This is a genomic window from Novipirellula caenicola (genome assembly GCF_039545035.1).
GTDB classification, from domain to species: Bacteria; Planctomycetota; Planctomycetia; order Pirellulales; family Pirellulaceae; genus Novipirellula; species Novipirellula caenicola.
Genome location: NZ_BAABRO010000013.1, coordinates 26,938 through 50,701, shown reverse-complemented (window position 1 = coordinate 50,701; position 23,764 = coordinate 26,938). Strand labels below are relative to the sequence as shown.

The following is a 23,764-nucleotide window of genomic DNA, read 5'->3' as shown; positions in this document are numbered from 1 at the left end:
GACGACGAAACCACAATGATTTCAGCGATCGAAAGAGCCGCATACACCGTTGTTGTCTCGCGAGGCCAATCGCGGAACCCGCAAAAGCGGGCGATCGAACAGCAACTTGCCGACGCGGCCGCGAAAATCGACGGCGTCGACGTGTTGGTCGTTCCTCACCTGTACGATTTGCCGAAAACGAGCGAGTCGTATCAGCAGTTGTCGCAGATCGAGGGCGATTTGATCGTCTTTTCGTGGATCTATTCGCGTGCGGCCCACTGGGTTCTCGATCGCAACGGCGTCCGCGGCCAATTGGTCGAAACGGAACTGGGCGAGTCGCATGCGGATGAGTCGGATGATGAAGCCCAACAGGCCGTCAACGGGCAAGCGAGTGATGCGGAGGACACCGACGACGGCGTCGACCGCGTCGCGACCTTGTATCCGCGACCGGACCGCAAGATCCACTGTATCGGCTTGAAACTCGCAGGCGATGCCGAGCCGTATCTCAACGAGCTAAAGCGGATTGTGGGTCAACCGACCACGGATGAATCGTCCCCACAAAGCTTGCCGATCATCGGCGGAAAATTGGTCGAGGTGGAAGAACAGACATCGCGGCGTTGGTATCCCGTGATCGACTTCAGCCGCTGTACGAACTGTATGGAGTGTGTCGACTTTTGTTTGTTCGGCGTTTACGGTGTCGATGCCGCCGAGACGATTTTGGTGGAACAGCCCGACAATTGCCGCAAGGGTTGTCCTGCGTGCAGCCGCGTCTGTCCCGAGAACGCGATCATTTTTCCTCAGCACAAGGCGCCTGCGATCGCCGGTGCCCAAGTCGAAGGTGACGAAGGCTTCAAGATTGACTTGTCGCAATTGTTCGGTGCTCCCGCTGGCAGCGACGATCCGATCGCAACTGCCGCTCGTGAACGCGACGAGCAGTTGTTATTGGCAGGCCGTGACACCGTTGGCATCGACGACCAATTGCTCAAACGTCAACAGCAACACGCCGCCAAGCCGAAAGACCAACTCGACCGCCTGATCGATTCCTTGGACGACTTCGATCTGTAGCGTTTGGGATTGTCGCTTTCTCCTCTCTGCAACGCTGGGGTACTGATCGGAGATAACTTCGTCATTCGAGTTTTGTGACAAATCACTCGGGTGAAGTGGTTTCTCTGTAGTGGACGAGGCAACGAGTCCCGTCGTGCCACTGAGCCCACGGACGACTGTTGCCCCGACGGAGACGTGGTTGTAATGAAATCGCGTATTGAGGGATCTTTAGCAAGATCCACTACGGGAATGGAGGTGGTGAACCTCTGGCGAGGTCCATAAGGACGATTGGATACGCGGGATCGGATGGCGGTTAATTTGCGCCGCGGCGATCAGGGCGATAACCGGTGCTCTTGCGGTCGCGGCGTTTCTTCTTGCTGCCCTTCTTCTGCTCGCCGCCGCCCGTTGCACCTGGCTTGGCAATCGTGTGCACGTAGTCGCCTCGGAACCGTTTGTTGGCGTCTTGACGCCGCGCTCGGATCGCTTCTTGCGGAGGTTTCGAGGGGATCAATCCATCGCAACCGTCGCTGATCAAATCGGTCCGCCCCACCGATCGCAACGCCTCGCGGACTTCGAAATAATTCTCGGGCTTGAAGAACTGCATCAACGCCCGCTGCATCTTCCGCTCTTTCATCGCCTTGGCAATGTAAACCGGCTTCTTGGTGAACGGGTCCAATTCGGTGTAGTACATCGTCGTCGCAATGTCCAACGGCGCAGGAATAAAGTCTTGCACCGCGTCCGGTTTGTAACCGTTACGCTTTAAGAATAATGCCAACTCGATCATCGCTCGCACGTCGCTGCCAGGATGCGACGCGATGAAATAGGGGACAATGAACTGCTTCTTGCCGACCCGTTTCGATTCCTCTTTGAAGATGTCCGTAAAGTGTTCAAAGTCGTCATTCTTGGGCTTCCGCATCTTGTTTAGCACGCCGGCGTCGACATGCTCCGGTGCCACCTTGAGCTTGCCGCCGACGTGATGCGCGGTCAACTCCTTCAAGTACTCGGGCGAGGTGCGGGCCAAGTCCATGCGGATTCCGCTGGCGACCAACACCTTCTTGATCCCAGGCAGATTGCGAGATTCTCGCATCAATTCAATCACCGGTGTGTGATCGACGCCCAGCAATTTGCAGATCTTGGGATGCACACATGATTGACGGCGACAAACCGCTTCGACCTCAGGTTTTGTGCAGTTCATCTGGTACATGTTCGCGGTCGGACCGCCGATGTCGCTGACCACCCCTTTGAACGATTTGTCCTCGGTCATCTTTGCGATCTCGCCAAGGATCGATTCTTTGCTGCGTGATTGAATGATCCGGCCCTGGTGCGCCGTGATCGAACAAAACGTGCAGCCCCCGAAACAACCACGCATGATCGTGACCGAGTTCTTGATCATCTCGTACGCAGGAATTGGTTCCTTGTAACTTGGATGAGGACGTCGGGTGTATGGCAGTCCGTAGATTTGATCCATCGCCGCTTCCGAGATCGGTTGTTGCGGGACGTTGCAGACCACCGTTTGTGTACCGTGCTGCTGGACCAGCGGTCGCGCGTTGTGCGGATTGGTTTCGTTGTGGATGATACGCGTCGCCTCGGCAAACGCCACCTTATCGCGAGTGACCTCGTCAAAACTAGGCAACGTCAATGCATCTTGGGGGACCGCGTCCGATTCTGACGCGCCAAGTGCATAAGCTACCCCGAGCATATTCCGCAGCGACTTGACGTCTTCGCCGGCATCGAGTCGTTTGGCAATCTCGACAATCGCGTTTTCGCCCATGCCGAAGGCAACCAAGTCGGCTTTGCTGTCCAACAAGATCGATCGTTTGACCTTGTCGCTCCAGTAGTCGTAGTGGGCTAAGCGGCGCAGCGAGGCTTCGACGCCGCCCGCGATCACCGGCACGCCTTTGTAGGCTTCACGAGCGCGTTGGCAATACGACAACGTCGCGCGATCGGGTCGCAAGCCGATCTTTCCGCCGGGCGAATAGGCGTCGTCGTTACGAACCTTCTTGTTCGCGGTGTAGTGGTTGATCATCGAGTCCATGTTTCCGGCGCTGATGCCGAAGAACAAACGTGGACGACCAAACGTGGTCCATGGTTCGCACGATCGCCAATCAGGTTGGCTGACGATGCCGACGCGAAAACCGGCTGCCTCGAGCGTGCGGCCGAGAATGGCCATCGCAAAGCTGGGGTGGTCGATGTACGCATCGCCGGTGACAAAGACAATGTCCAGTTCGTCCCAGCCACGTTCGCGAGCCTCTTTCATGCTCATCGGCAACGGACGCGCAGCGACGGGGCCCGTCGGAACACGGCCTCCTGCGGCCAAATCCGACAAGTAGTCGCGTGACATCGCAGGAGCGGGCGGGTTGCTGCTGGAGTGATCAATAACCGGTAACTGCATCAAAAAAGCTGATTGATTAGAGTGCGGGGTCGTTACGAGCGGGACACGAGGGCGATGGCCGAGCCCTTTGGGGGCAATGGCACGGTCAGCCCGAGCCGACGGACGTCGTCGCACTCATTGTAGGGCGAAACCCCCAATCCGATAGCGATAATCTTTGATCCACGCGATCTGGCGCCGCGAAACGAGCAAATGACAAGATTTTGAGTCCTGGGGGGTGGCTGCTCCGCTCGCCAAGAGTCCGGTTGTGCCGCTTGGGGCGAATGAGCCGTGGGGGGGGACGGGGTCATTGTTTCGGTTCACCGAATAAATGAGCGAAAAAGGAGCAATGTTGCTAAAGCGGAAGCTAGCGTTTGCATGACACGGTGGGGCACCGTGTAGACACAGGGCAACCGGTGTCTGAACTCGTTTGTATTTTGAGTGTTCTGATGACCACTACCGAACCATCCATGCCAATTATCGATCGCGAGCAATTGATCCAGCGAATGATGGGAAGTGCAGAGATGGCAAAACGGATGCTTAGTCGATTTGTTGAGACGTCGCGAAACGAATGCGACCTGATCGAATCCACGGTTCGGATGGGAGACAAAAGTTCATTGGCCTCGCTGGCCCATCGACACAAAGGAACGGCTCAAACCATGGCGTCCGCTCGCGTGGCTCAAGTGGCTGCGGCGCTCGAAACACGAGCACATTGTGATGAAACCTCGGAATTACTCGCGATGGTTGACGAACTGCGCTCACTGCATGGCGAGGTCCGAAATTTTTTGCATGACGAGTTTTCGGAGAGCGTTCCTGCGGTCCGTGGAGAACAGAAATGACCATGAAATTAACTAGCAAGACGACTCATATCTTGGTCGTCGATGACGATCCGATCGCCGCCGAAACGCTGCGTCATGCGCTGTCGTATTTCGGATACTCCACCGCCGTCGCCTCCGACGGGGTCGAGGCGCTGCGGTACGTTCGTACCGGCAAGTATCGAATGGTGATCTCGGACGTCGAAATGCCCAACATGAACGGCATCGATTTGTGCCGCGAGATTCGTTCTCGCAATTCGTGTGACTACACCTACGTCATCTTGTTAACAGGACGTTGCGATACCGAAAGTGTGGTCGAAGGGCTCGATGCCGGCGCCGATGACTACATTGCCAAACCCTTTAGTCCGAGCGAAATGTTGATGCGAATTCGCGCGGGCGAGCGGCTATTGCTGCAGGAAAGCCGCGAATTGATGATTTTTGCGCTCGCCAAGTTGGCCGACAGCCGTGACAACGAAACCGGCAGCCACCTCGAGCGAATCCGCGAATATTGCCGATTGCTATGCGTCGAACTTTCCACGTGGCCCAAGTTCCAAGAAACCATCGACGGGATTTACATTCAATCGATCTACGAAACCAGCCCGCTGCATGACATCGGCAAAGTGGGGATCCCTGACCGCATTTTGCTGAAACCGGGAAAGTTGACGCCCGAAGAATTTGCGATCATGACCCAACACGCAAAGATTGGGGGCGATACGCTGCGTTCGGTTGTCGACGCACATCCCGAATCGACCGTATTGCAGATGGCTTATCAAATTGCGATGACGCATCACGAGCGATGGGACGGAAGCGGTTATCCCAACGGTTTGGCGGGCGAGCAGATTCCGCTTTGCGGCCGGATCGTCGCCGTCGCCGATGTGTATGACGCTTTGACCAGCGAACGTGTTTACAAGCCAGCGTTTTCCCACGACAAGGCCGTCGAAGTGATCAAGGAAGGTTCAGGATCGCATTTTGATCCCGACATGGTCACCGCCTTCCTGAAACTTGAGGACGAGTTTGCCAAGATCAAAGAAAACCTGAATGATTCTCTGGAAACCGAAGATTCCGAGTTTCTGCCGTTGATCAAGACATCGTCCACGCCATCGTGGGCGTTACAGATTAACTAACCCGAACCACCCACAATGACGAGCCCTCAAATCGGCTTATCACGCCGATTCGTGACAGACCGAACAACCCCACCGACCGATTAGATCCCAATAGTCGTTGTGCGTAGCAGAATCGCCACGCGTCAATTGATGGGGCTGAAATAATCAAGGACGATTGGGGGCATCCAAGTGAAGATTCGGAATCGGCGTGCGCGGCAAACGCATTTGTCAAAAAAGTGGTGGGCAATTCCATTGTTCGCCGCGCTGTTTGCGGCTCCCGCGGACGCGGCGGGGACGATTAGTAACGCGTTGTCCGCACGCGAAGCAGGACGCGGCGGAACCAATCTCGGCTTTGGTGACAACGGCGTGATCTTGCACGACAACGCAGCCGGGATGCTAGGTCTGGTTGGCGACGGCTGCTGTGATTCGTCATACCTTGATATCGGCGGTGTCGCACTGTTTACGGACTTGTCCTACTCGGACGACGATAACCCCACCACCGATGCGGCCGACAATCCGACCGGGCTCGGCTACTTCATGATGGCTCGTCGCTGGAACGAAGACATTGTGTTGGGCTTTGGTGCGTTTGCCCCAGCGGGATTTGCATCAGACTACGATTTGCAAGGTCCGGCGACGCTGCCCGGCAATCATACCTACAAATCCTTTGGCGCGCTGGTTCGCATCTTGCCCGGTATCTCGGTTCGCATGACCGAGCGCTGGACCGTCGGGGCCACGCTTGGCACGGCGGTAAGTCACGTCGAAATCGAAGGCCCTTATTACTTGAATTCCGGACCGCTACGTGGCACACCCACGATATTGGATATCCAAGCCACCGGGGCGGCCCTCTCTTGGTCGTGCGGATCTCAGTACGCTTTGACTGATCGCACGACGATCGGCGTGAACTATCAGAGCAAAAATGAATTCGAAGCCGATGGCAAAGCGGCGGTCGACATCACGCCACTGGGACGCAGCTACTATGACGTCGAGTTTGGCTTGACGTGGGCTCAATCGGTTGGCATCGGGATCATGCACCAAGTCGATTCTTGTCAACGGATCGGGTTGGATTTCGAATGGGAAGATTGGTCCAGTGCCTATGACAACGCGAATCTTGTCTTCACCAATCCAACCAATCCCGTTTTCGAGAGCGTCGCAGGCCCCAAGATCGACGAAGTTTTTCCCTTGCAGTGGAAAAATGCCTTGATCGTCAGCGCGGGATACGAACGCGACCTAGATGATCATCGAACCGTTCGGCTGGGATATCGTTATCAAGACAATCCGATTCCCGCGGCGACCACGTCCACCTACCTGCAAACCACGCTACAGCACCACTTTTCAGCAGGTTATGGATTCAAGCACAGTGGATGGGAAATCGATACCGCATATCAATTTGCGTTTGCACCGGACGTGCACACCGGGACAAGTACTTATCCCGGTGGTGATTTTTCCAATGCCACCGTCTCGACGCAAACGCACATGGTGTTTGTCAGTGCGATGCGTCGATTCTAGTCATTGGCATTGGCGTTGCCGAAGCCTGTTTAGCGTTTGGTCATTTCCATGACCACAACGTTTTCGTTGACTTCGGCGACGACCCGGATCTCTTCGACCGTGGATTGCACGATCTTGTCGGCCAATTTCAACATATCGCCGCGGCTGCGATAAATCAGATGCCAATCCATGAACATTTCCATGTAGCCAACGTCGCGAATTTCAGGCAAGAAGTTCGCGATCACCAGCTTTCCACCGGGACGGACACAATCGAATAGATTGGCGGTCAAACGCATCCCGGTCGAATCGGCCAAGTAATCGTACAGCCCCGTGGTGTAGATCAAATCGAACGAACCGAGATCGAGGTTGCCGGTCAACATTTGGCGAATGTTGGCGGTCACAGGATCGATCCCAAAGCGTCCGTAACTGTTCTTGATCTCTTCGAGACTTTCGGCGTCGGCGTCCATCGCGACAAACCGATCGAAGCGATTGCGACGGACGGCCAACGACAAACTGGCTTCGCGAAGATGCCCCGCCGCGACGGCCAACACGTCTTGGCCGCTTTGTTTGCGAGCCATTTTGTCCAGCAATTCGGCAACATAACAGCGTCGTTCACGTACGCCGGCCGATGCCGGTGCGGCGGTGGTGTAGTTAAACACGGCGGAACCGACATGGGTTGCTTCAGGACGCTCCCAATCCTCTTCGCGGCCGTAGATGTAATCCATCATCACCGCGTCGCCCGCATACCCACGCGGCTTGTTGAACGCTCGCGATGTGAAAGGGTCTTGATGCACCAATTGGCAAACGGGATGGGCTCGCCCGACTTTGATGAATTCGGCCCATTGGTCTTTGGACGATTCATGACGGATGTCACGCAGCTCGTGAAACAAGACGTCCACGGCGTCTTCGATCGCGTCGCTGTCCGATGAGGGCGACGCCAACACCGAGTTGACGTGATCCAATAAGGTTTTCAGATAAGCGACACTGCTTTTCTGAGGAGACGAGATTGTCTCGCTTTTGATCCGAGTCGAGTTTACCACGTCCGATGGTCGGACATGTCTACGAAAATCCTGTGACATCACGTTCATGATGCGTTTGCCCCTACGAAGAAAAAAGAGAATAGTCAGCGATCCGATGAGTTGGATGAACACTGCAAGTTCAAAACATAATCGTGTCGCCAACAGGTTGCGAGCAATATTCCATAGCTGCGGCAACTGTCAAGTTGATGCAAGGTGTTGTTCGTCGTCGGCGTCGCAAAGGGACACGTTCCGGTTGTAACGCCCAGTGAAGCTGGTTGGTGCGCCGCGCAAATTGCAATTTCTTACGTGTTTTGTTAACAAACAACTCTATTGACTGACCGCTATGACCGTCAGAACAAGCCAAGCGGGTGGGCGCATTCTTGCGCGTCGGATGCGCTTTGGCATGCCCTTGAGGCCTGCTGTAGAAGGGGTCGGTGTCCCTGCGAATTATGCTGAAAAAAAGTTCTATTTTGGCTGTAAAGGCCGCTTGTACTCGGATTGTGATCTAGGCTTCGGCAGGACGCGGCGCAAACATCCCGCATTCGCTTCGCAAACGCTTTCATCGGAATCCGTTTTTTGGGGGGCGTGGTTACTCAGCAGTGACTAAGCGCTACTGCAAAACAAAACGTTTCGCTTCCACAAGACGATTCACGCCCTCCTTTTCAGGGCGACCGCTACAGACGTCATCGTCATCACGCTCGGCATCGCCGAAGCAACGCCATAACCAACATCACGCAAATGAACACTGTTCCGATTCCTCTGCCCGAATTAAGCAACTATGCGGCAATCCAAGCCGTAGAGGATCATGGGTTCGTGAAGAGTTGTCGTGTGCAGTCGTATGCGCTAGGAGAAAACTTTCTGGCCGAGTGGATCGACGCCAAGGAAGCTGATGCTGAGCGGTTTGCGTCGCTTCGTTTGGAGTGGCAAAACAATGTTCGCGAGCAACCGATGGGGAGTCTGAAACAGCGTGAATTTCACGATCATCCCCGTCGCTTGGTTCGTGTGATTGATGTGCCGCGAGGACGCCCCTTGCAGCAGCATCTTGCCGGGCGTCGGTTCGAACTGCAGGAAACACTACAAAACGCAATCTCATTGACGAAGTGTCTCGAAGATTGGCATCGGATGTCGCGTGTCCACGGCTGGCTCAGCCCGCAAAACGTGTTTTGTGATCCACAAAATCAAGTGGAACTGCGTGACGTGTCGGTGTTAAGCGTGCATGCCCAACAAGACATCCTCGCCTTTCCGGTCGAGGAACTTGTGTTCATTTCGCCTGAATCAAGTGGCCTGCTGTCGCGAAAAGTTTGTCCCGCATCGGATTTGTACTCGGTCGGTGCGATTCTCTTCAGCATGTTGTCGGGGCGCGCCCCGATCGAAGCGAACAACGCGAGCGACTACTTCGATTATCAATTGTGTCTCGAACCACCACGCCTGCGTGAACTCGGATTGCAAGTGCCCGCGGCGGTGGACGATATGGTCGCCCGTTTATTACGGCGTGACCCGCGGGATCGTTACGAGACCGCGGCGGGTTTGCTATACGATTTGCAATCGATCGCCCAGCGACACACCACTCCATCCACAGCGACCAAGACGTTTGCGATCGGCACGCGTGATGTTCGTCCTGAATTGGCCGAAGCCTCCTTGGTCGGCCGCGACGAAGAACTGGAAACGATCCAGAAATCCATGGCGGCGTTACAGTCCGGGCAAGCTCAGTTGCATGCGATTACGGGAGCTGAAATCGCCCATCGACGCGCATTTGCTGACGAAGTGCTGCTGCGGGCGAAAGCCGAAGGGTTGTTTGTGTTTCGTGGTGGGGCGAGCACCGCCACCAATCCAAAACCGCTGCAATCGCTTGATACCGTGTTGTCGGCCATCGAGCAGCTTTGTAAAGCACAGCCCGAACTCGCCACTCGGCTCGCCGCGAGTACCAAGAACCATACCGCCACACTGCGTGAATTGTGGCCTGCGCTGGCGCCACTGTGGCCAAGTTCGTCAGACCATACCGGACCCGAAGCGTACGGCAGCCAGCGAGCGGCGATTGCATTGGCCGAATTGTTTGCTGCGCTAGCCAAGGAACCGGCGGGGGTGGTGCTGCTGTTTGACGATCTGGACGTTGCCGATGACCTAAGCCGTACCGTGATCCGTACGATCATGGACCAGGTGGCCTTGGCACCGGAACATCGGATGTTGTGTGTGGTCACCGGCCAATCGGCTGAATCGTTAAACATGACGCTCGGTGGCGCCCCAATTCGGCTAGGTCGGCTGTCGGCCGAAGCGTTGGGAGTGCACCTCGAATCGACTGCGGGTAAAATTTCCGAGTCAATTAAATCTTCGATCATCGACGTCGCCGATGGCAGTGTGACAATGGCATCGGCATTGTTGCGGCGGATGATCGATACAAAGGTCGTGACTCTTTCCGAGGATGGCTGGATTTCCAGCGGGCAATTGATCGAAGCCCTGCGGGGTGACGAGTCGTTTGCCGAATTGTTGGACCGACAAGTCAATGCGTTATCGAATCACGCGATGCGGATTCTGGCCTCTGCCGCCGTGATCGGCCAGCAGTTTCATTTGGACATGCTGACTGCGGTGACCGGCGTTCCCTACGCGGAAGTGCTACAAGTCGTCACCGAGGCACTGGGCCGACGTATCTTGTGGCGTGATACGCGGGCGGGATGGTTCTCGTTTGCCAATGATCCGATCCATCAACAGCTTCGCAAGCATCTCGATCCGGTCGAACACCGCGGCATCCACAAGCAAGCGGTGGCCTACCTGTGCCAACATGATCCCGAGAACCTTTACGATCTAGCGTTCCACTACGACGCTGCAGGCGAAGGGGAATTGGCGCTCACCACGTCGCTGCAAGCGGCTCGGGCGGCACGTCAGCGGTTCTCGTTATCGGTCGCACAGGATCAGCTCGAGATCGCCAAACGCTGGTTCTCGAGTGAAGACCGAGACACAGGACTCGAGATCTTTGAAGGGCTGGGAACAATTCACTTGTTGGCCGGCCGCTACAACCAAGCCGCCGACCATCTGTACGAAGCGTTGGAGTTGGCCGACACGCCGCTGGAACGGGCTCGAATCCAACAGCAGATAGGCGAGGTGGCGTTTAAACGCGGACGTTTCAATGAGGCCGCTGCGCAATATGAACAGGCGTTAGCGGTGACCGGAATCCGAGTTCCGGGAAACGTGTTTACGATGTTTTGTGGGTTGATCGCACAAATTTTCTTCCAAGTGATCCATAGCTACTTGCCCTCCCGCTGGTTCGCTCGCAATGCATCGTTGTCCGAAATTGATTGTTTGCGACTTGAACTACTCAGCCGTTTGTCGCGGGTCTATTGGTTTAGTCGCCACACGCTATGGACATTAGGGAACCATTTGCGTTCATTGAACGAGGCCGAACGGTTCGTCCCCTCCGAGACGCTCGCGGCGTTCTACAGCGAACATGGACCTGTGATGAGTTTGTTGAGGTGGTTCAAACGCGCCAACCGCTACGCCAAACGGTCGTTGGCGATTCGCACCTCGCGAAACGACGTGTGGGGCCAGGGGCAATCGCATCACTACCACAGCGTCGTGATGCTGGCCGAGTGTCGTTTCGACGACGCCATCGTGACGTCCAAGCGTGCTGTGGATCTATTGCGTCAAACCGGCGACGTGTGGGAAATGAACATGGCGCGATACCAGAAGGCCAACGCGCTGTATCGTATCGGGCGGTATGCCGAAGCGGCCGAGTTGGCTTCGCAAATGTTTGAATCAGGCCGTCAAATCGGGGACCGACAAGCCACCGGGATCAGCTTGGATGTTTGGGCTCGCACCACTCCGCAAACGTTGTCGTTGTCGCTTGTTTTAGAAGAAGCGGCACGGTCACGTCCAGACGCTCAAAGCCACGCGCAAACTCAGCTCGCATTCGCAGTCATGCTGTTGCATCACAACCGTGTTGATGAAGCGGTCGTGGTTTTGCAGGATGCGATCAAACGCTGTGAACAAGCGGGGCACCTGAATACGTACATCTGCCCTTGTTACGTGTGGTTGGGTACCGCGATGCGACGTCAACTCGAATTGATTGATCGTCGCGATGGCCGCTGTTTCCGCAAACAGTTGCGGGAGACACAATCGGCGCTACGCAAAGCCGCCAGATTGGCGCGGGGCTTCCCCGCCGATCTGGCTCACGTTCGTCGTGAAATTGCCATTCTGCATTTGATTCGTGGCAACACGCGTCGCGCCGCAAATCAGCTTCGATCCAGTTTGAAGGTTGCCAAGCGATTGTCGCAAGCGGTCGAAGAACGCGACTCGTTACAATTGTTGCAAACGCTTTACGAACGCGAAGTGGACTACTTTGGCGCGTTTCCAGAACCGCTCTCGTTGCGATTATCCGAACTCAAACAACAGTATCCCTCCACTAGTGACGAAGGGAAGGATTCTAGATTGACATCGACGAATCTATCGCTGGCCGATCGTTTCGTCACGGTCTTGAAATCGGGTCGCCGGATTGCTCAAGCACTTTCGTCCGACTTAGTGTTTGCCGAAGCGAGCGAGTCGGCACGACGACTGTTGCGTGGTCAACATGTCGACGTTGTCACGATCCATCAAAACCTTAGCCAACTGGTGTTCAAGCCTTGGAATGGCAAGGACTGCGAACCTTCGTGTTTGCGACGGACCGAAGCGAACGAGAAATTGATCCGCATGGCCGTGCAAACCAATCAAGCAGTTTGCTTGGACTACGATGCGAGCAATGTCGGCGGCGGTAGTGGAAGCGCCATTGCGGCTCCGATCGCGTTTCGCGGTGATCCGGTGGCGGTGATCCTAGTCACTCACCTTGAATTAAAAGATTTGTTTGGTGCGGACGAGCGGCGAATCGCGGACTTTGTGACCACGTTGGCTGGGGCCGCACTCGAAAATGCCGACGGATTCCTTCGTCTGCAACAGATGAATGACACGCTCGAGCAACGTGTGTTGGAACGCACCAAGGCCGCCGAGGATCGTGCCGGCCAACTTTCCAACAGCAACGAGCAACTTCGTGCCACCGAGGAACAATTGCGACGCGCCATCGCGCAAGCCAATACGGCGAACGAAGCGAAGAGCCGATTTCTGGCGACGATCAGCCACGAGATTCGTACACCGCTTAACGGCATTCTCGGAATGACCCGGTTGGCTCGCAGTGCATCGAGTGATCCGCGGCAATCGGGATACTTGGAAACCGTCGAAGAGAGCGGTCAGTCGCTGCTGACGTTGATCAACGATTTGCTCGACTTCTCGAAACTCGAAGCCAATAAGATGGAATTGGAACGAATTCCGATGGATCTTGAACGCTTGGCGGGCGAGGTCAGTCGCTTGATGGCGGCGTCGGCTTGGCAGAAAGGGGTCGAGCTGGTTTGCGATGTCGATCCGCACTTGCCCAAAGCGATTCTCGGCGACTCGGCGCGGCTGCGTCAAATCATCATGAATTTGATTGGTAACGCGATCAAGTTTACCGAACAAGGCTACATTTCACTGACCATCACGACGTTGCATGTCAATGATGGCGAGGATCTGTTGTCGATCGAGGTCCAGGACAGTGGGATCGGGATTCCGGTCGAGCAACAGGGCAAGGTGTTTGAGTCGTTTTCGCAGGCCGATAGCAGCACGACGCGGCGGTATGGTGGCACCGGACTTGGCTTGGCGATTTGTCGTGAACTTGCCGAACGCATGCAAGGCACGATTGAATTGCGAAGCGTTGTCGGTGTCGGAAGCACGTTCACGGTGCTGTTGCCATTGGAATTGGCTGACGAACAACCCCATGGCGAACCGTGCCCGGTGCTTGGCAATCCGCGTGTGGCGATCATCGATCCGCTGGACGCATCCGCACGGGCCATCGAGTCGGCTCTCGAATCGATCGGTGCCAATGCTCGCGTGTGGCCATGCCGCTCGGAGTGTGGCGAATGGAAATTTGATGCCAGTTTCTTTGATTGCCAATGGGACTTGGTGATCTTTGGCTGCGATCGAATCGAACAACTGGCCGATCAATGTGCCGAATTGAATATCCCATGTCTGTTCCTGCTGCCGGCTCACGCGACACTTGAGGTTCAGCGTGGTGAGTGGTCCGCGGAATTGCGAAAACCGGTGCTGGCAAGTGATCTGTTGGCAAAAACGACCGGCCTGCTGCGTCGTGATCCTGAGCTCCGTTACGACATTTCCCAGGACACCACCGCAACCCAAAATTCATCTGCAATCGATGAGCAGGAATCGCGGATCGAGAGCGAAGCGTTATCGATACGGCGGAAACCCAATCTGCTTGACCAACTCGCCTCCGCTCCCATGGACGATGCGCCGGGCCAGCGGGAGGTCACTCAGGAAAAGGACGCGGCCGTTTCCGCAACGCGTATCCTGGTCGCCGAAGACGGAGAGATCAATCAAGAAGTGATCATGGGGATTTTGGAGATGAAAGGCTACGAGGTTGTCGTGGCCAGCGATGGAGTGGAAGCCGTTGAGTTGGCGAAACGAAATGCCTTTGATGTCTGCTTGATGGATGTCGACATGCCACGGATGGACGGAATTGATGCAACCAAATTGATCCGAGAACAGACAAGCGACGCGTGCAAGAACCTGCCCATTATCGCGATGACCGCCCACAGCGACGATCAGATTTGGGAAGCCTGCGAGGCGGCTGGGATGAACGGCTACTTGGCTAAACCGATCCAACCCGAAACGCTGTTCGAAATGATCGAGCGTCACTGCGATACAAGCACTTGCATTGCGTAGCTGCGCTCGTCAGAGCGTGGACCGGCGTAAGGTACCAACGCGTTCGTGTTGCGACGCGAACGCGAGTCACCACCATCTGGCGAAGGTGGCTACGGCAAATGGGACGCTACCTCAAATTGCATCACCGCGTTGCCACCGGCGGCAACGCAAAACCGCATCTTAGGCCGACAAATTCGAACCGACGTCGGTGCGATAGGCACTCCACGCCGGCAAAAATCCGGCAAACAACGCCAGCACGATCACCAGCGGCAGCACCGCGATTTCGTAGGTGCTGGTGGTGAAGAATCCGACTCGCACGCCGGTTTGGGCTTCGATGTAACCGCTCGAACTCCAGATCGCAAAGTGAGCGAGGAACCATCCGAGCGTTCCGCCGACCAAGGCAATGATCAAACTTTCGGCCAGAATGATGACGGTCACGGTTTCGCGACGTGCCCCCAGAGCCCGCATCACGGCAATGTCACGACGCCGGTCATTCATCGAGTTGTAAATCGCAACCAAGACACCGACCGCAGCCACCACGCTGGTGATCAACGTGATCGCCAACAATGCTTTGAGTAGCGGACCGACAATCGCCGTCATCAATTTGGCGATCTCGCCGACCGGAGCGGCCGCTTGCGACTGCAACCCCTCGTTGATCGCGTTCTGCATCCCCGGCGCAAACATCAGATTGCCGTTGCGAATCAAGATTGATGTCACTTCGCGTTGCGGGATCACCAGCGGTTTGTGTTCAGGGTCACGCTGTTGCCAATCCACGGGCTCCTCGATGATCTCGTCCCCCTTAAGTGGTTTGGCATGGTTGTCGAGCAAGTAGAATCCTTCGAGATTCACGAACGCAGCGCGGTCATTGGGAGTCCCCGTCGGCTCGAGAATGCCGACGATTTTGAAACCCTGCCCGTGTCCTTCACCTTCGGGATCGCCGTGTGTTGGAAAGAATTCGTCGCCGGCGTGTTTGCCCATTTCGCTGGCCACACGCGACCCCAGCACCGCTTCGAAGTAGCCGTTTTCGGCACTGTGTTCCTGCAACGCTCGGCCTTCGGCGAACGAAAAAGGTTCGTCGACATCGGGGCCATGACGTAGTTTTTCAAAGAAATCGGGAATCGTACCAACGACACGAAATTCGCCGTAGTAATCTCCTAGTGCCAACGGAATCGCGTAGCCGCCCGCCATGTAGCCGGCATAAATTCCATCACGCTCCCCGAGTGCAGGATCGCCACCATAGCGGCGGACCATCTCGGCACGTTCGGCTTTGCCGAAGAACTCCATGTATTCGGTAAACGGCAGATTCTCGATCGGTTGACTCAAGTAATAGACGCTGTTGAGCGTCAACTGCAACGCACTGCCTTTGGGGCCAACGACTAAGTTGTAACCGACCGATGCATTGCGAGTGAACGCTTCGCTGATGATGCCGAAAATGGACAACACCAACACCACTAAACCAACCCCCAGAGCCAATGACAACGTGGTCAAGACACTGGATAGAGAGCGATGGCAAAAATTACGCCAGGCAATTTGGATCAAGGACATGCGTCTGTGTTTCTTTGAGGTAGGTCTCGAGGAGGCGATTGTTGAGCGATTGGCTGATCAATCGACTATTGGCTGGTAACAAAGGCTCGGTTGATCTGTTCGAGCTTGTCGACTCGGTCAAAACGCTCGGCCACATGCATGCTGTGGGTGACCATCAACATCGCAATGTTTTCCTCGCTACAGGAAGTGCGAATCAAATCCAATACGTTTTCGGCGCTGACAGGATCCACATTCGCAGTCGGTTCGTCACACAGCAATAGCCGTGGTTTACCGGCCAACGAACGAGCGATTGCGACTCGCTGCTGCTGGCCAACACTCAATTGACTTGGACGATAATGGGCGCGATCGGCAAGCCCGACGCGGTCCAACAAATCCTTGGCACGCCCTGAATCGGTATTGCCATGTCCAAAGGTCATGCCTAGTCGCACGTTTTCAATCGCCGTAAACGCGGGCAGCAGATTAAAGGTCTGGAAGACGTAACCGATTGTCGAGGCGCGAAAACGGTCACGCCCTTGTTCGCTCAGTCGTGTCAGTTCGGTCCCTGCAACGCGAATGGAACCGGAATCGGGAATCAATAACCCCGCGATCAGATGCAACAGGGTGGTTTTCCCACCGCCGCTTTCGCCGATCAAGGCGACTTGTTCGCCCGCGGCGATTTCAAATTGAGGGACATCCAGCACCGTCAATCGACCGCCGCCGGGTTGGTCAAATGTTTTGGTCAGATCCGCGATCCGCAGCGTCATATCAGCGTTTGACATAGTGGCTTTATTGAGGACGTATCAGGTATTGAAAAATCGTGTTCACTTTTCTTTGTCCCATCGCAAGTGATGGGACATCGTTTTGCGTGCGACGAGGATAGGTTTGCTCAAAGAAAGGCAAATCGTTGGGGGGCGGAGTTTCTACGAGCAGATTCGGTGGGGGGAGGTGACGGAAGCGAATGTCTTGATGACTCGATTGCCACTCCAGTCGTCATCTCGCTTAACCTCGCCTCATGGCCCGTTGCAATCCGCGGTCACTATCTCGCTTTTTCAGGGCTTCGCGTTTGTCATGTAGTTTCTTTCCTTTGACCAATCCCATCACACATTTGGCGATGCCACGCGAATTGAAATAGACCCGCAGCGGAATCAGGGTCAGCCCCCGCTCGTGGGCTCGTCCGGCGAACTTGTCATATTCGCGGGCGTGAACGAGCAGTTTGCGTGGTCGGCGGGGATCATGGTTCCACATCCCCGCGTTCTTGTAATGAGCAATGTCGCTGCCGATCAGCCACAGTTCGTTGTCTTTCACGCGGATATAGGCTTCGTCGAGCGACATTTTGCCATCCCGCATCGACTTCACTTCGCTGCCGATCAGCATCAGTCCACACTCGACCGAATCGAGGATCTCGTAGCGATGTTTCGCCTTGCGATTCTCGGTCACGATCGTCATCGATGGCTCGGATTTTTTTCCCGCAGCCTTTTTTTTCGTTTTCTTGTTTTTTGCCATAACGAGGCGAATTGTACCGCCAAGCTGCGACTTAGCGCAGCGGGGCATCGATTATCCAGGGGGTGTATCGTTTTCCTGCAAAACGGCGGGATTTTAAGCACGCTGAATCAGCCTACCTCGCGTGACCAATCGCCCGTCGTCTACTACAATGCGAACGATAACTCGATTTGGTTCATTCGTTCCACCGATCCCCCTACGTCCATGGCATTTCGCTTACCTGTCGTTTCTGATCCTGAAATTCCTGAAGGTGCCGAAGTCAGTGCATCGGGGCGGTTGCCTCGCTGGCTGAAACGCCCGATTCCTCGCAGCAATTCCAACCACATGACGGCAGGATTGTTGGAAGAATTGAAACTGGAAACGGTTTGTGATAACGCCAAATGCCCGAATCGTATGGAATGCTATAGCCAGCAAACCGCGACATTCATGATTCTGGGAGCCGTTTGCACCCGGCCCTGTGGATTTTGTGCCGTTCACCGCGGTCGGCCACCGGAATTGCCCGAGTCCGACGAACCAGAGCGTTTGGCCGAAGCCGCGGCGCGGTTGGGGCTTAAGCACGTCGTGATCACCAGTGTGACGCGTGACGATCTGCCCGATGGCGGGGCCGACCACTTCTACCGCTGTGTCGTCGCCGTGCGAGAACGCACCGGCGCGACGACCGAAGTGCTGACCCCCGACTTTGTTCACTGCAAACCGTCATTGGCTCGCGTGATCGAAGCTCGACCCGATGTTTTCAACCACAACATGGAAACCGTTCCTCGGTTGTACCGCCGCGTGCGAGGGCCGAAGAGCGATTATGCGTGGACGCTGCAGATGATGTTGGATGTCAAGAAATACGACTCCAGCGTTCGCACCAAGAGCGGTTTGATGCTGGGATTGGGCGAAGAACGAGCCGAATTGATCGACGCGTTGGCGGATCTTCGCGAGCACGACGTCGACTTTTTGACGCTCGGCCAATACCTGCAGCCCGGCGAAAAATACCTGCCCGTGGTCCGTTACGTTCCGCCAGAAGAATTTGACGAGCTGGGCGAAATCGCTCGTGGCATGGGATTCAAGAAAGTCGCCAGCGGCCCATTCGTTCGCAGTAGCTATCACGCCCGCGACATGGCCGAAACGGCCGTTTAACCGTAGCGAAACTGGCTGTATCCATTCATCGTCGCGAAACTCGCCAAGAGTTTCGGCGGTTCACATGGCAATCCTCGCCCGACGCGTGAGTTTTGATGTTGCGCGTCTGTATTGAGGGGCAAAGCCCCGGACGTTTACCTAGCCCAGCCCAGCGGGCTGGGACCAAGAAAACCAATGAATTGTAGGGCCAACGGTCCGGCCGTTTACTGGGACTTAATGAGGGCGGCTAGCAAATGGCCGGGCCTTTGGCCCGAGAACGTCTAATAACGCAACTTCAAAACGCATAGGCGAGCGACCAGGGCTGGTTCAAGAGCCTCTCGCTAATGCTTTGGATCATGATTTTCCAAATCCCAACCGCTTGCGGCCTACGACGTCTTGCACTCGGCCGACTGTAGGCTGGCCAGTACATCGGTGATCGGAACCTCGTAGCGTTTGCGGGCTTCGAACAGACTGATGTTCTCGTAACCACACTGCTGCAGCAGTTCCATCGCGGTCTCGTAGCCATCGGCCACCCGTTCAGGCTGGTGAGCATCGGCGCCGATCGTCACCGGAATATTCCGCTGACGCATTTCCACCAACATCTCGGGGCATGGATTCATTTGCGAGATGGTCTTGTTGACCCCCGATGTGTTCAGTTCCATCCCCACCCCGGTTGCCGCGATGCGATCCAGTGCGGCTCGGATATCGTCGATGATCAGGTCTAAGTCCCACGCGTCGGCGGTCACGTTTTTGACCAAATCGGGATGAGCCAACGAGTCAAACAGCCCGGTTTCGGCGGATTGGGCGAGCAGCCGAAAGTAGGTGCGTTGGAATTCTAGCGGATCGTTGTTCCAGTAGCGCTCGCGGAACTCGCCGATCTGCGGGTGGACCGAGCCGAGCACAAATTGGAAATCGGCCGAGCGAAGCTGTTTTTCGACGTAAGCCTCGTGGCCTTCGAAGTAATCGGCTTCCAATCCGAGCCGGACGTCGATGCGTCCCGCCCACTCGTTTCGCGTGGTTTCGACTAGCGAAACGTATTCGTCGAATTGGTCTTCACGCATCCGGACATGCGCCGAAAAACCATTGGGCATCGGGTTGTGGCAGGTCACGTTGATCCCTCGCAAACCACGCTGCCAGGCTGCTTCGGCGTACTCCGTCGGCATGCCGTCGGCGTGCATGCATAAAGGGGTGTGGGAGTGGGATTCGAATAAAATTCGCTCTGTCACGACTCGTCGATTTCCATTGTGGGTGTTCTCGGACGCCATTTTTAGGCAAACTTCGTTTCAACCATACTGGTCGCTCCCCGACAGTGGCAAGGGCGCCCTTGGCTACAATCTGACGCACAAGACGAAACAACGTTCATGGATTTGCTGGACCCCCACTACGAAGACGACGCTTCACCGCCGCTGCCGATGCTGGTCAGCGGGATCGCAGGCGTGCCTGGATACAACGCGTTCCATTACTTTCGCGACCTGTATGGCGATCAAGTGATCGGGGTTCGGCAATCCAATATGTGGCCGCTTTCGGGCGACGGCATTGTCGCCTGTGATGCCGAGGATGCCGACAGCGTGGCACGGTTGTGGGACGAATATGGTTTCCGAAGTCTGCTGAATTTTGGTGGTTGTTGTCGGTTAAAATCATGTGAATTGAATGTCGACATGGCGCATCGGGTGAATGTACTCGGAGCCGAGAACATGATTGCCCAAGCGATCCGGCATGATGCGCGTGTCATCCACTTGTCCGTTGATTTGGTGTTCGCCGGCCGCGTTGGCGGAAGCTACAGCGAACAAGATGCGACCGACCCGGTGACCGTCTACGGTGCCAAGATGGTCGAAGCCGAAAATGTCGTGCTCTCGCGGTGCGACAACGCATGCGTGCTTCGCATCTCGTTACCGATGGGAATCAGTTTTAATGAGCACGCTGGTGCAATCGATTGGATCGCATCGCGGTTCAAACAGAACAAACCAGCAACGCTGTTTACCGACGAAGTGCGGACGCCGACCTATACCGATTGCATGAACGGATTGTTTGCGACGCTGTTGGACAAGCCTCTGACGGGGCTGTATCACGCTGGCGGACCACGGCGTTTGACGCTTTATCAAATAGGCCAGATCGTCAATCGCATTGGTGGGTACGATCCCGATCTGCTGCACAAGTCGCTGCGACACGAGGCCGGACCCATGCCGCCCCGCGCCGGCGATGTGTCGATGGATTCGTCCAAACTGCAGCAAGACCTTGGCTACAACCCGTTTGACCCGTGGCCGCTTTCGGACGATTGGTTACCGACCCACGAGCGGTGGCATTACGATCGCGACGACGGCTTTTCGGGTTCCGAAGCGATGATCAAAACGCTGCTTTACCAAAACCCCGACAAACCTGGCTTGGTACCGCCGAGCCGCAACGAGGTGTGGGGAGCGAGCCGGTTCGCGTAGGCTGATGTGGAGGTAGCGAAACTCGTCAACGGCTTGTTGATTTAGTCGTACGACGGACTTTCTAGTCCGTCGAATACACCATTGACGGACTAGGAAGTCCATCATACGACCCTTGCCGCAGGAAACTTCACTAAATCAACTAGCCGCCAACAGTTTCGGTTCGCAACGTAATCCGCCGAAAGTCTTGGCGACTTTCGCTACGTCACCGCCCTAGCCTTAATCATGGACTGCGTTTTTGTCTCGCGCGATCCACATGCTGCAGTGAGCATGCTGCAGCACGAACCGCGACACACTGCCCAATAGCATGCGGCTGATCCGGCTGCGGTGCGAGTCGCCAATCACAATCACGTCGTTCTTGTTTTCTTCGAGCCGTTCGATGATCGCGTTGCCGACGTGATCGGTCTCGACCACATCGCACGAGATTTGATCGGTGGACAATTGCGTGTGCTCGCTGGTCAATCGTTCACGCCCCGCCTTTAAATACCGCATCGCGGCGACCCGTTGCTCGCTACGGTATTGCACGATGTTAGGCATCAGATCGGGGCTAAAGCCTTGAAAAACCGGCACCACCCCCAGCAAACTGATTGCGGCCGTGGTGGTCCAGTCGAGTTTCGTGAACTCGCTGATTGCCTCGTCGGAACCTTCGCAATCGTTGTATCCGATGGTGATCTTCATCGGATCTTCTTGCGAACATTGATGCAGCGGTTTCCGCGCGACAATCACATTGCACGTCGCATGCGTGGCGACATAGTCGCTGACGCTGCCCAACAGAATCCGGCCGATTCCCGAACGCCCGGTCGCGCCCATGACAATGAAATCACTCTCGTTTTGCTCGGCGAACTCGACAATGCTGTGCCCGATATCGCCGTGCAGGAATTTTCGAGTCACGGTATCCGCGAAATCATCCAGCGCCGCTTCCGATCTCTCCAAATACTGATTGGCCTCGGCTTCTTGGTGTTCGCGGAAATCACGCAACAGAGGATCGGTCAAATCACCATTGTGGAGCGGTACGAAAACGTTCGTCACGATGTCCACGTCGACCGGTCGCGGCATCGGCAATCGTTTTAGGAATGCGATCGCGTCATCCGCTTGGGGTGAACCATCAGTGGCGAGAATGACCTTGGTCATGGGGGATCTTTCCTAGGCGAAACGTGGCTTACAGTTCCAAGAACAAACGAGCAGGATCCTCGATGATCTCTTTGATCGTCTTGAGGAATCCTACGGCTTCGCGGCCATCAACGATGCGGTGATCGTAGGTCAATGCTACATACATCATCGGACGAATGACGACGTTACCATCGATTGCCACAGGGCGTTCTTGGATCGAGTGCAACCCGAGGATTCCGCTTTGCGGAGGATTCACAATCGGAGTGCTCAGTAGCGATCCATAGACGCCGCCGTTGCTGATCGTAAACGTGCCACCAATCAAATCGGCTGGCTGCAATCGGTTTTCGCCTGCTTGACGTGCAAATTCGGCAATCCCCGCTTCGACGTCGGCAAACGACATGCGTTCGACGTTTCGCAAAATCGGAACGACCAATCCTTTGCCGCCTCCGATCGCGACGCCGATATCGTGGTAATGGCGATAGACAATATTGTCATCACGGATTTCCGCGTTCACCAGCGGGTAGCGACGCAGTGCTTCGACCGATGCTTTAGCGAAAAACGACATGAACCCGAGTTTGACCCCATGACGTTCTGCGAACGCGTCCTTGTACTTTTTGCGGATCGCCATCACTGGCTGCATGTCAATTTCGTTGAACGTGGTCAACAGTGCCGCGGTTTGTTGGGCTTCGACCAATCGCGCGGCGATGGTGCGACGCAGCATGCTGAGCGGTTTGACCTCTTCGCTGCGGTTAGGAACCGATTCGGCCACCAACGATGTGGACGCCGTCGGACGCGGTGCGGGGCTAGGAACGCTCGCCGCAGGTTTGGGGGCTGCGGGGGCTGCCGGAGCATTGCCGCGGTTGCGAACGAACGCCAACACGTCTTCTTTTAACAGTCGTCCCCCCGGTCCGGTGGCTGGCACTTGGCTTTGCGACAATCCATGTTCTTCGAGCAACCGTTTTGCCGCGGGCATGACGAACGAAGCCGATGTGCCGGTCGCGGTCGATCCGCCACTCGCTGCGGGTTGGCCGCCAGCAGCCGGACCACTAGCAGCCGGGCTGCTGGCAGCTTGAGGGCTTGAACTGCCGCCCGCCGAAGCGGCAGGTTCCGACGGGGGGGTGCCGTTTGAATCGGGAGCGTCGCTGAGGCGGATTGAAGCGATTGTTTCGCCGACGGCGGCGAATTCTTCGGATGCCTTTTGAATATTCTCAAGGTATCCGGATCCGGGAGCAGGGATTTGTACCGATGCCTTTTCGGTTTCGATTTCGACGAGGTCCTCCCCGTCCTTGACCCAGTCTCCCTCTTGTTTGAGCCACTGACCAATTTGCACTTCGCTAATCGATTCACCAACGGTAGGGACGTCGACGTTAATAGATTCGCTCACGGTTCGTATCAGCTCGTAAGAATGAGGGCAAAACGGACTAAACATAGGGGTGGTTCGTGCAAAACTCGACTTCTGCACATGGGCATCATCCTACCGCGTGTTTTCGATCGTGTCAGCGACTCGGCGGTTTCAAAATAGGGGTGTGCGACGAAACGACGTTAAAGCCTAGCGAATGTACCGAATGCAGTT

Annotated in this window: 15 protein-coding genes; 7 read left to right on the top strand and 8 right to left on the bottom strand. The window is 55.8% G+C overall.

Annotated elements, in window-relative coordinates; translation table 11 throughout:
* The first annotated feature begins 15 nt into the window (after positions 1–15).
* On the top strand, positions 16–1,044 hold the full coding sequence (locus ABEA92_RS21925; protein ID WP_345686187.1) for an ATP-binding protein: 1,029 nt from the start codon (positions 16–18) through the stop codon (positions 1,042–1,044).
* Between the two features lie 292 nt (positions 1,045–1,336).
* Here the strand turns inward: ABEA92_RS21925 and ABEA92_RS21920 are convergent, their stop codons facing one another.
* A complete protein-coding gene (locus ABEA92_RS21920; RefSeq protein ID WP_345686185.1) occupies positions 1,337–3,415 on the bottom strand; it encodes a YgiQ family radical SAM protein in 2,079 nt (692 codons plus the stop codon).
* Positions 3,416–3,840: 425 nt separating this feature from the next.
* Here ABEA92_RS21920 and ABEA92_RS21915 point away from each other — a divergent pair, with 425 nt between their 5' ends.
* The 3 genes from ABEA92_RS21915 to ABEA92_RS21905 all read left to right on the top strand — a co-directional run bounded on the left by ABEA92_RS21915 (position 3,841) and on the right by ABEA92_RS21905 (position 6,815).
* On the top strand, positions 3,841–4,230 hold the full coding sequence (locus ABEA92_RS21915) for an Hpt domain-containing protein (protein ID WP_345686183.1): 390 nt from the start codon (positions 3,841–3,843) through the stop codon (positions 4,228–4,230).
* Between the two features lie 2 nt (positions 4,231–4,232).
* On the top strand, positions 4,233–5,330 hold the full coding sequence (locus ABEA92_RS21910; RefSeq protein ID WP_345686181.1) for an HD domain-containing phosphohydrolase: 1,098 nt from the start codon (positions 4,233–4,235) through the stop codon (positions 5,328–5,330).
* Between the two features lie 168 nt (positions 5,331–5,498).
* Positions 5,499–6,815 carry an OmpP1/FadL family transporter gene (locus ABEA92_RS21905; protein ID WP_345686178.1) on the top strand — a complete coding sequence of 439 codons (1,317 nt, stop codon included), beginning with the start codon at positions 5,499–5,501 and terminating at the stop codon, positions 6,813–6,815.
* Positions 6,816–6,844: 29 nt separating this feature from the next.
* On the opposite strand, the gene ABEA92_RS21900 is transcribed toward ABEA92_RS21905, so the two are convergent.
* Positions 6,845–7,834 (bottom strand): class I SAM-dependent methyltransferase, encoded by a 990-nt coding sequence (locus ABEA92_RS21900; protein WP_345686176.1) that lies wholly within the window; start codon positions 7,832–7,834, stop codon positions 6,845–6,847.
* 717 nt (positions 7,835–8,551) lie between these two features.
* Here ABEA92_RS21900 and ABEA92_RS21895 point away from each other — a divergent pair.
* Complete coding sequence (locus tag ABEA92_RS21895) at positions 8,552–14,545, top strand: ATP-binding protein (RefSeq protein WP_345686174.1); 5,994 nt, start codon at positions 8,552–8,554, stop codon at positions 14,543–14,545.
* Positions 14,546–14,704: 159 nt separating this feature from the next.
* On the opposite strand, the gene ABEA92_RS21890 is transcribed toward ABEA92_RS21895, so the two are convergent.
* The 3 genes from ABEA92_RS21890 to smpB all read right to left on the bottom strand — a co-directional run bounded on the left by ABEA92_RS21890 (position 14,705) and on the right by smpB (position 17,599).
* A complete protein-coding gene (locus ABEA92_RS21890; protein WP_345686172.1) occupies positions 14,705–16,069 on the bottom strand; it encodes an ABC transporter permease in 1,365 nt (454 codons plus the stop codon).
* A gap of 65 nt (positions 16,070–16,134) precedes the next feature.
* Positions 16,135–16,827 (bottom strand): ABC transporter ATP-binding protein, encoded by a 693-nt coding sequence (locus tag ABEA92_RS21885; protein WP_345686170.1) that lies wholly within the window; start codon positions 16,825–16,827, stop codon positions 16,135–16,137.
* A gap of 220 nt (positions 16,828–17,047) precedes the next feature.
* Positions 17,048–17,599: an SsrA-binding protein SmpB gene (smpB, locus tag ABEA92_RS21880; RefSeq protein ID WP_345686167.1), complete on the bottom strand. Its 552-nt coding sequence runs from the start codon at positions 17,597–17,599 to the stop codon at positions 17,048–17,050.
* A 153-nt stretch (positions 17,600–17,752) separates the two neighbouring features.
* Here smpB and lipA point away from each other — a divergent pair, with 153 nt between their 5' ends.
* Complete coding sequence (gene lipA, locus ABEA92_RS21875) at positions 17,753–18,673, top strand: lipoyl synthase (protein ID WP_345686165.1); 921 nt, start codon at positions 17,753–17,755, stop codon at positions 18,671–18,673.
* A gap of 365 nt (positions 18,674–19,038) precedes the next feature.
* Here the strand turns inward: lipA and ABEA92_RS21870 are convergent, their stop codons facing one another.
* On the bottom strand, positions 19,039–19,917 hold the full coding sequence (locus ABEA92_RS21870) for a histidinol-phosphatase (protein ID WP_345686163.1): 879 nt from the start codon (positions 19,915–19,917) through the stop codon (positions 19,039–19,041).
* A gap of 96 nt (positions 19,918–20,013) precedes the next feature.
* On the opposite strand from ABEA92_RS21870, the gene ABEA92_RS21865 reads away from it, so the two are divergent.
* Positions 20,014–21,084, top strand: a complete 1,071-nt coding sequence (locus ABEA92_RS21865) for an SDR family oxidoreductase (RefSeq protein ID WP_345686161.1) — start codon at positions 20,014–20,016, stop codon at positions 21,082–21,084.
* Positions 21,085–21,300: 216 nt separating this feature from the next.
* On the opposite strand, the gene ABEA92_RS21860 is transcribed toward ABEA92_RS21865, so the two are convergent.
* The gene (locus ABEA92_RS21860; protein ID WP_345686159.1) at positions 21,301–22,212 is read right to left on the bottom strand and encodes a universal stress protein; all 912 of its coding nucleotides are present in this window, start codon (positions 22,210–22,212) and stop codon (positions 21,301–21,303) included.
* A 28-nt stretch (positions 22,213–22,240) separates the two neighbouring features.
* On the bottom strand, positions 22,241–23,575 hold the full coding sequence (odhB, locus tag ABEA92_RS21855; protein ID WP_345686157.1) for a 2-oxoglutarate dehydrogenase complex dihydrolipoyllysine-residue succinyltransferase: 1,335 nt from the start codon (positions 23,573–23,575) through the stop codon (positions 22,241–22,243).
* Positions 23,576–23,764: the final 189 nt, after the last annotated feature.

Excerpts from the sequence above, each read along its gene's own strand:
- ABEA92_RS21925 (WP_345686187.1), top strand. The coding sequence starts at position 16 with ATGATTTCAGCGATCGAAAGAGCCGCATACACCGTTGTTGTCTCGCGA.
- ABEA92_RS21920 (WP_345686185.1), bottom strand. The coding sequence starts at position 3,415 with ATGCAGTTACCGGTTATTGATCACTCCAGCAGCAACCCGCCCGCTCCT.
- ABEA92_RS21915 (WP_345686183.1), top strand. The coding sequence starts at position 3,841 with ATGACCACTACCGAACCATCCATGCCAATTATCGATCGCGAGCAATTG.
- ABEA92_RS21910 (WP_345686181.1), top strand. The coding sequence starts at position 4,233 with ATGAAATTAACTAGCAAGACGACTCATATCTTGGTCGTCGATGACGAT.
- ABEA92_RS21895 (WP_345686174.1), top strand. The coding sequence starts at position 8,552 with ATGAACACTGTTCCGATTCCTCTGCCCGAATTAAGCAACTATGCGGCA.
- ABEA92_RS21890 (WP_345686172.1), bottom strand. The coding sequence starts at position 16,069 with ATGTCCTTGATCCAAATTGCCTGGCGTAATTTTTGCCATCGCTCTCTA.
- ABEA92_RS21885 (WP_345686170.1), bottom strand. The coding sequence starts at position 16,827 with ATGTCAAACGCTGATATGACGCTGCGGATCGCGGATCTGACCAAAACA.
- smpB (WP_345686167.1), bottom strand. The coding sequence starts at position 17,599 with ATGCCCCGCTGCGCTAAGTCGCAGCTTGGCGGTACAATTCGCCTCGTT.
- lipA (WP_345686165.1), top strand. The coding sequence starts at position 17,753 with ATGGCATTTCGCTTACCTGTCGTTTCTGATCCTGAAATTCCTGAAGGT.
- ABEA92_RS21870 (WP_345686163.1), bottom strand. The coding sequence starts at position 19,917 with ATGGCGTCCGAGAACACCCACAATGGAAATCGACGAGTCGTGACAGAG.
- ABEA92_RS21865 (WP_345686161.1), top strand. The coding sequence starts at position 20,014 with ATGGATTTGCTGGACCCCCACTACGAAGACGACGCTTCACCGCCGCTG.
- ABEA92_RS21860 (WP_345686159.1), bottom strand. The coding sequence starts at position 22,212 with ATGACCAAGGTCATTCTCGCCACTGATGGTTCACCCCAAGCGGATGAC.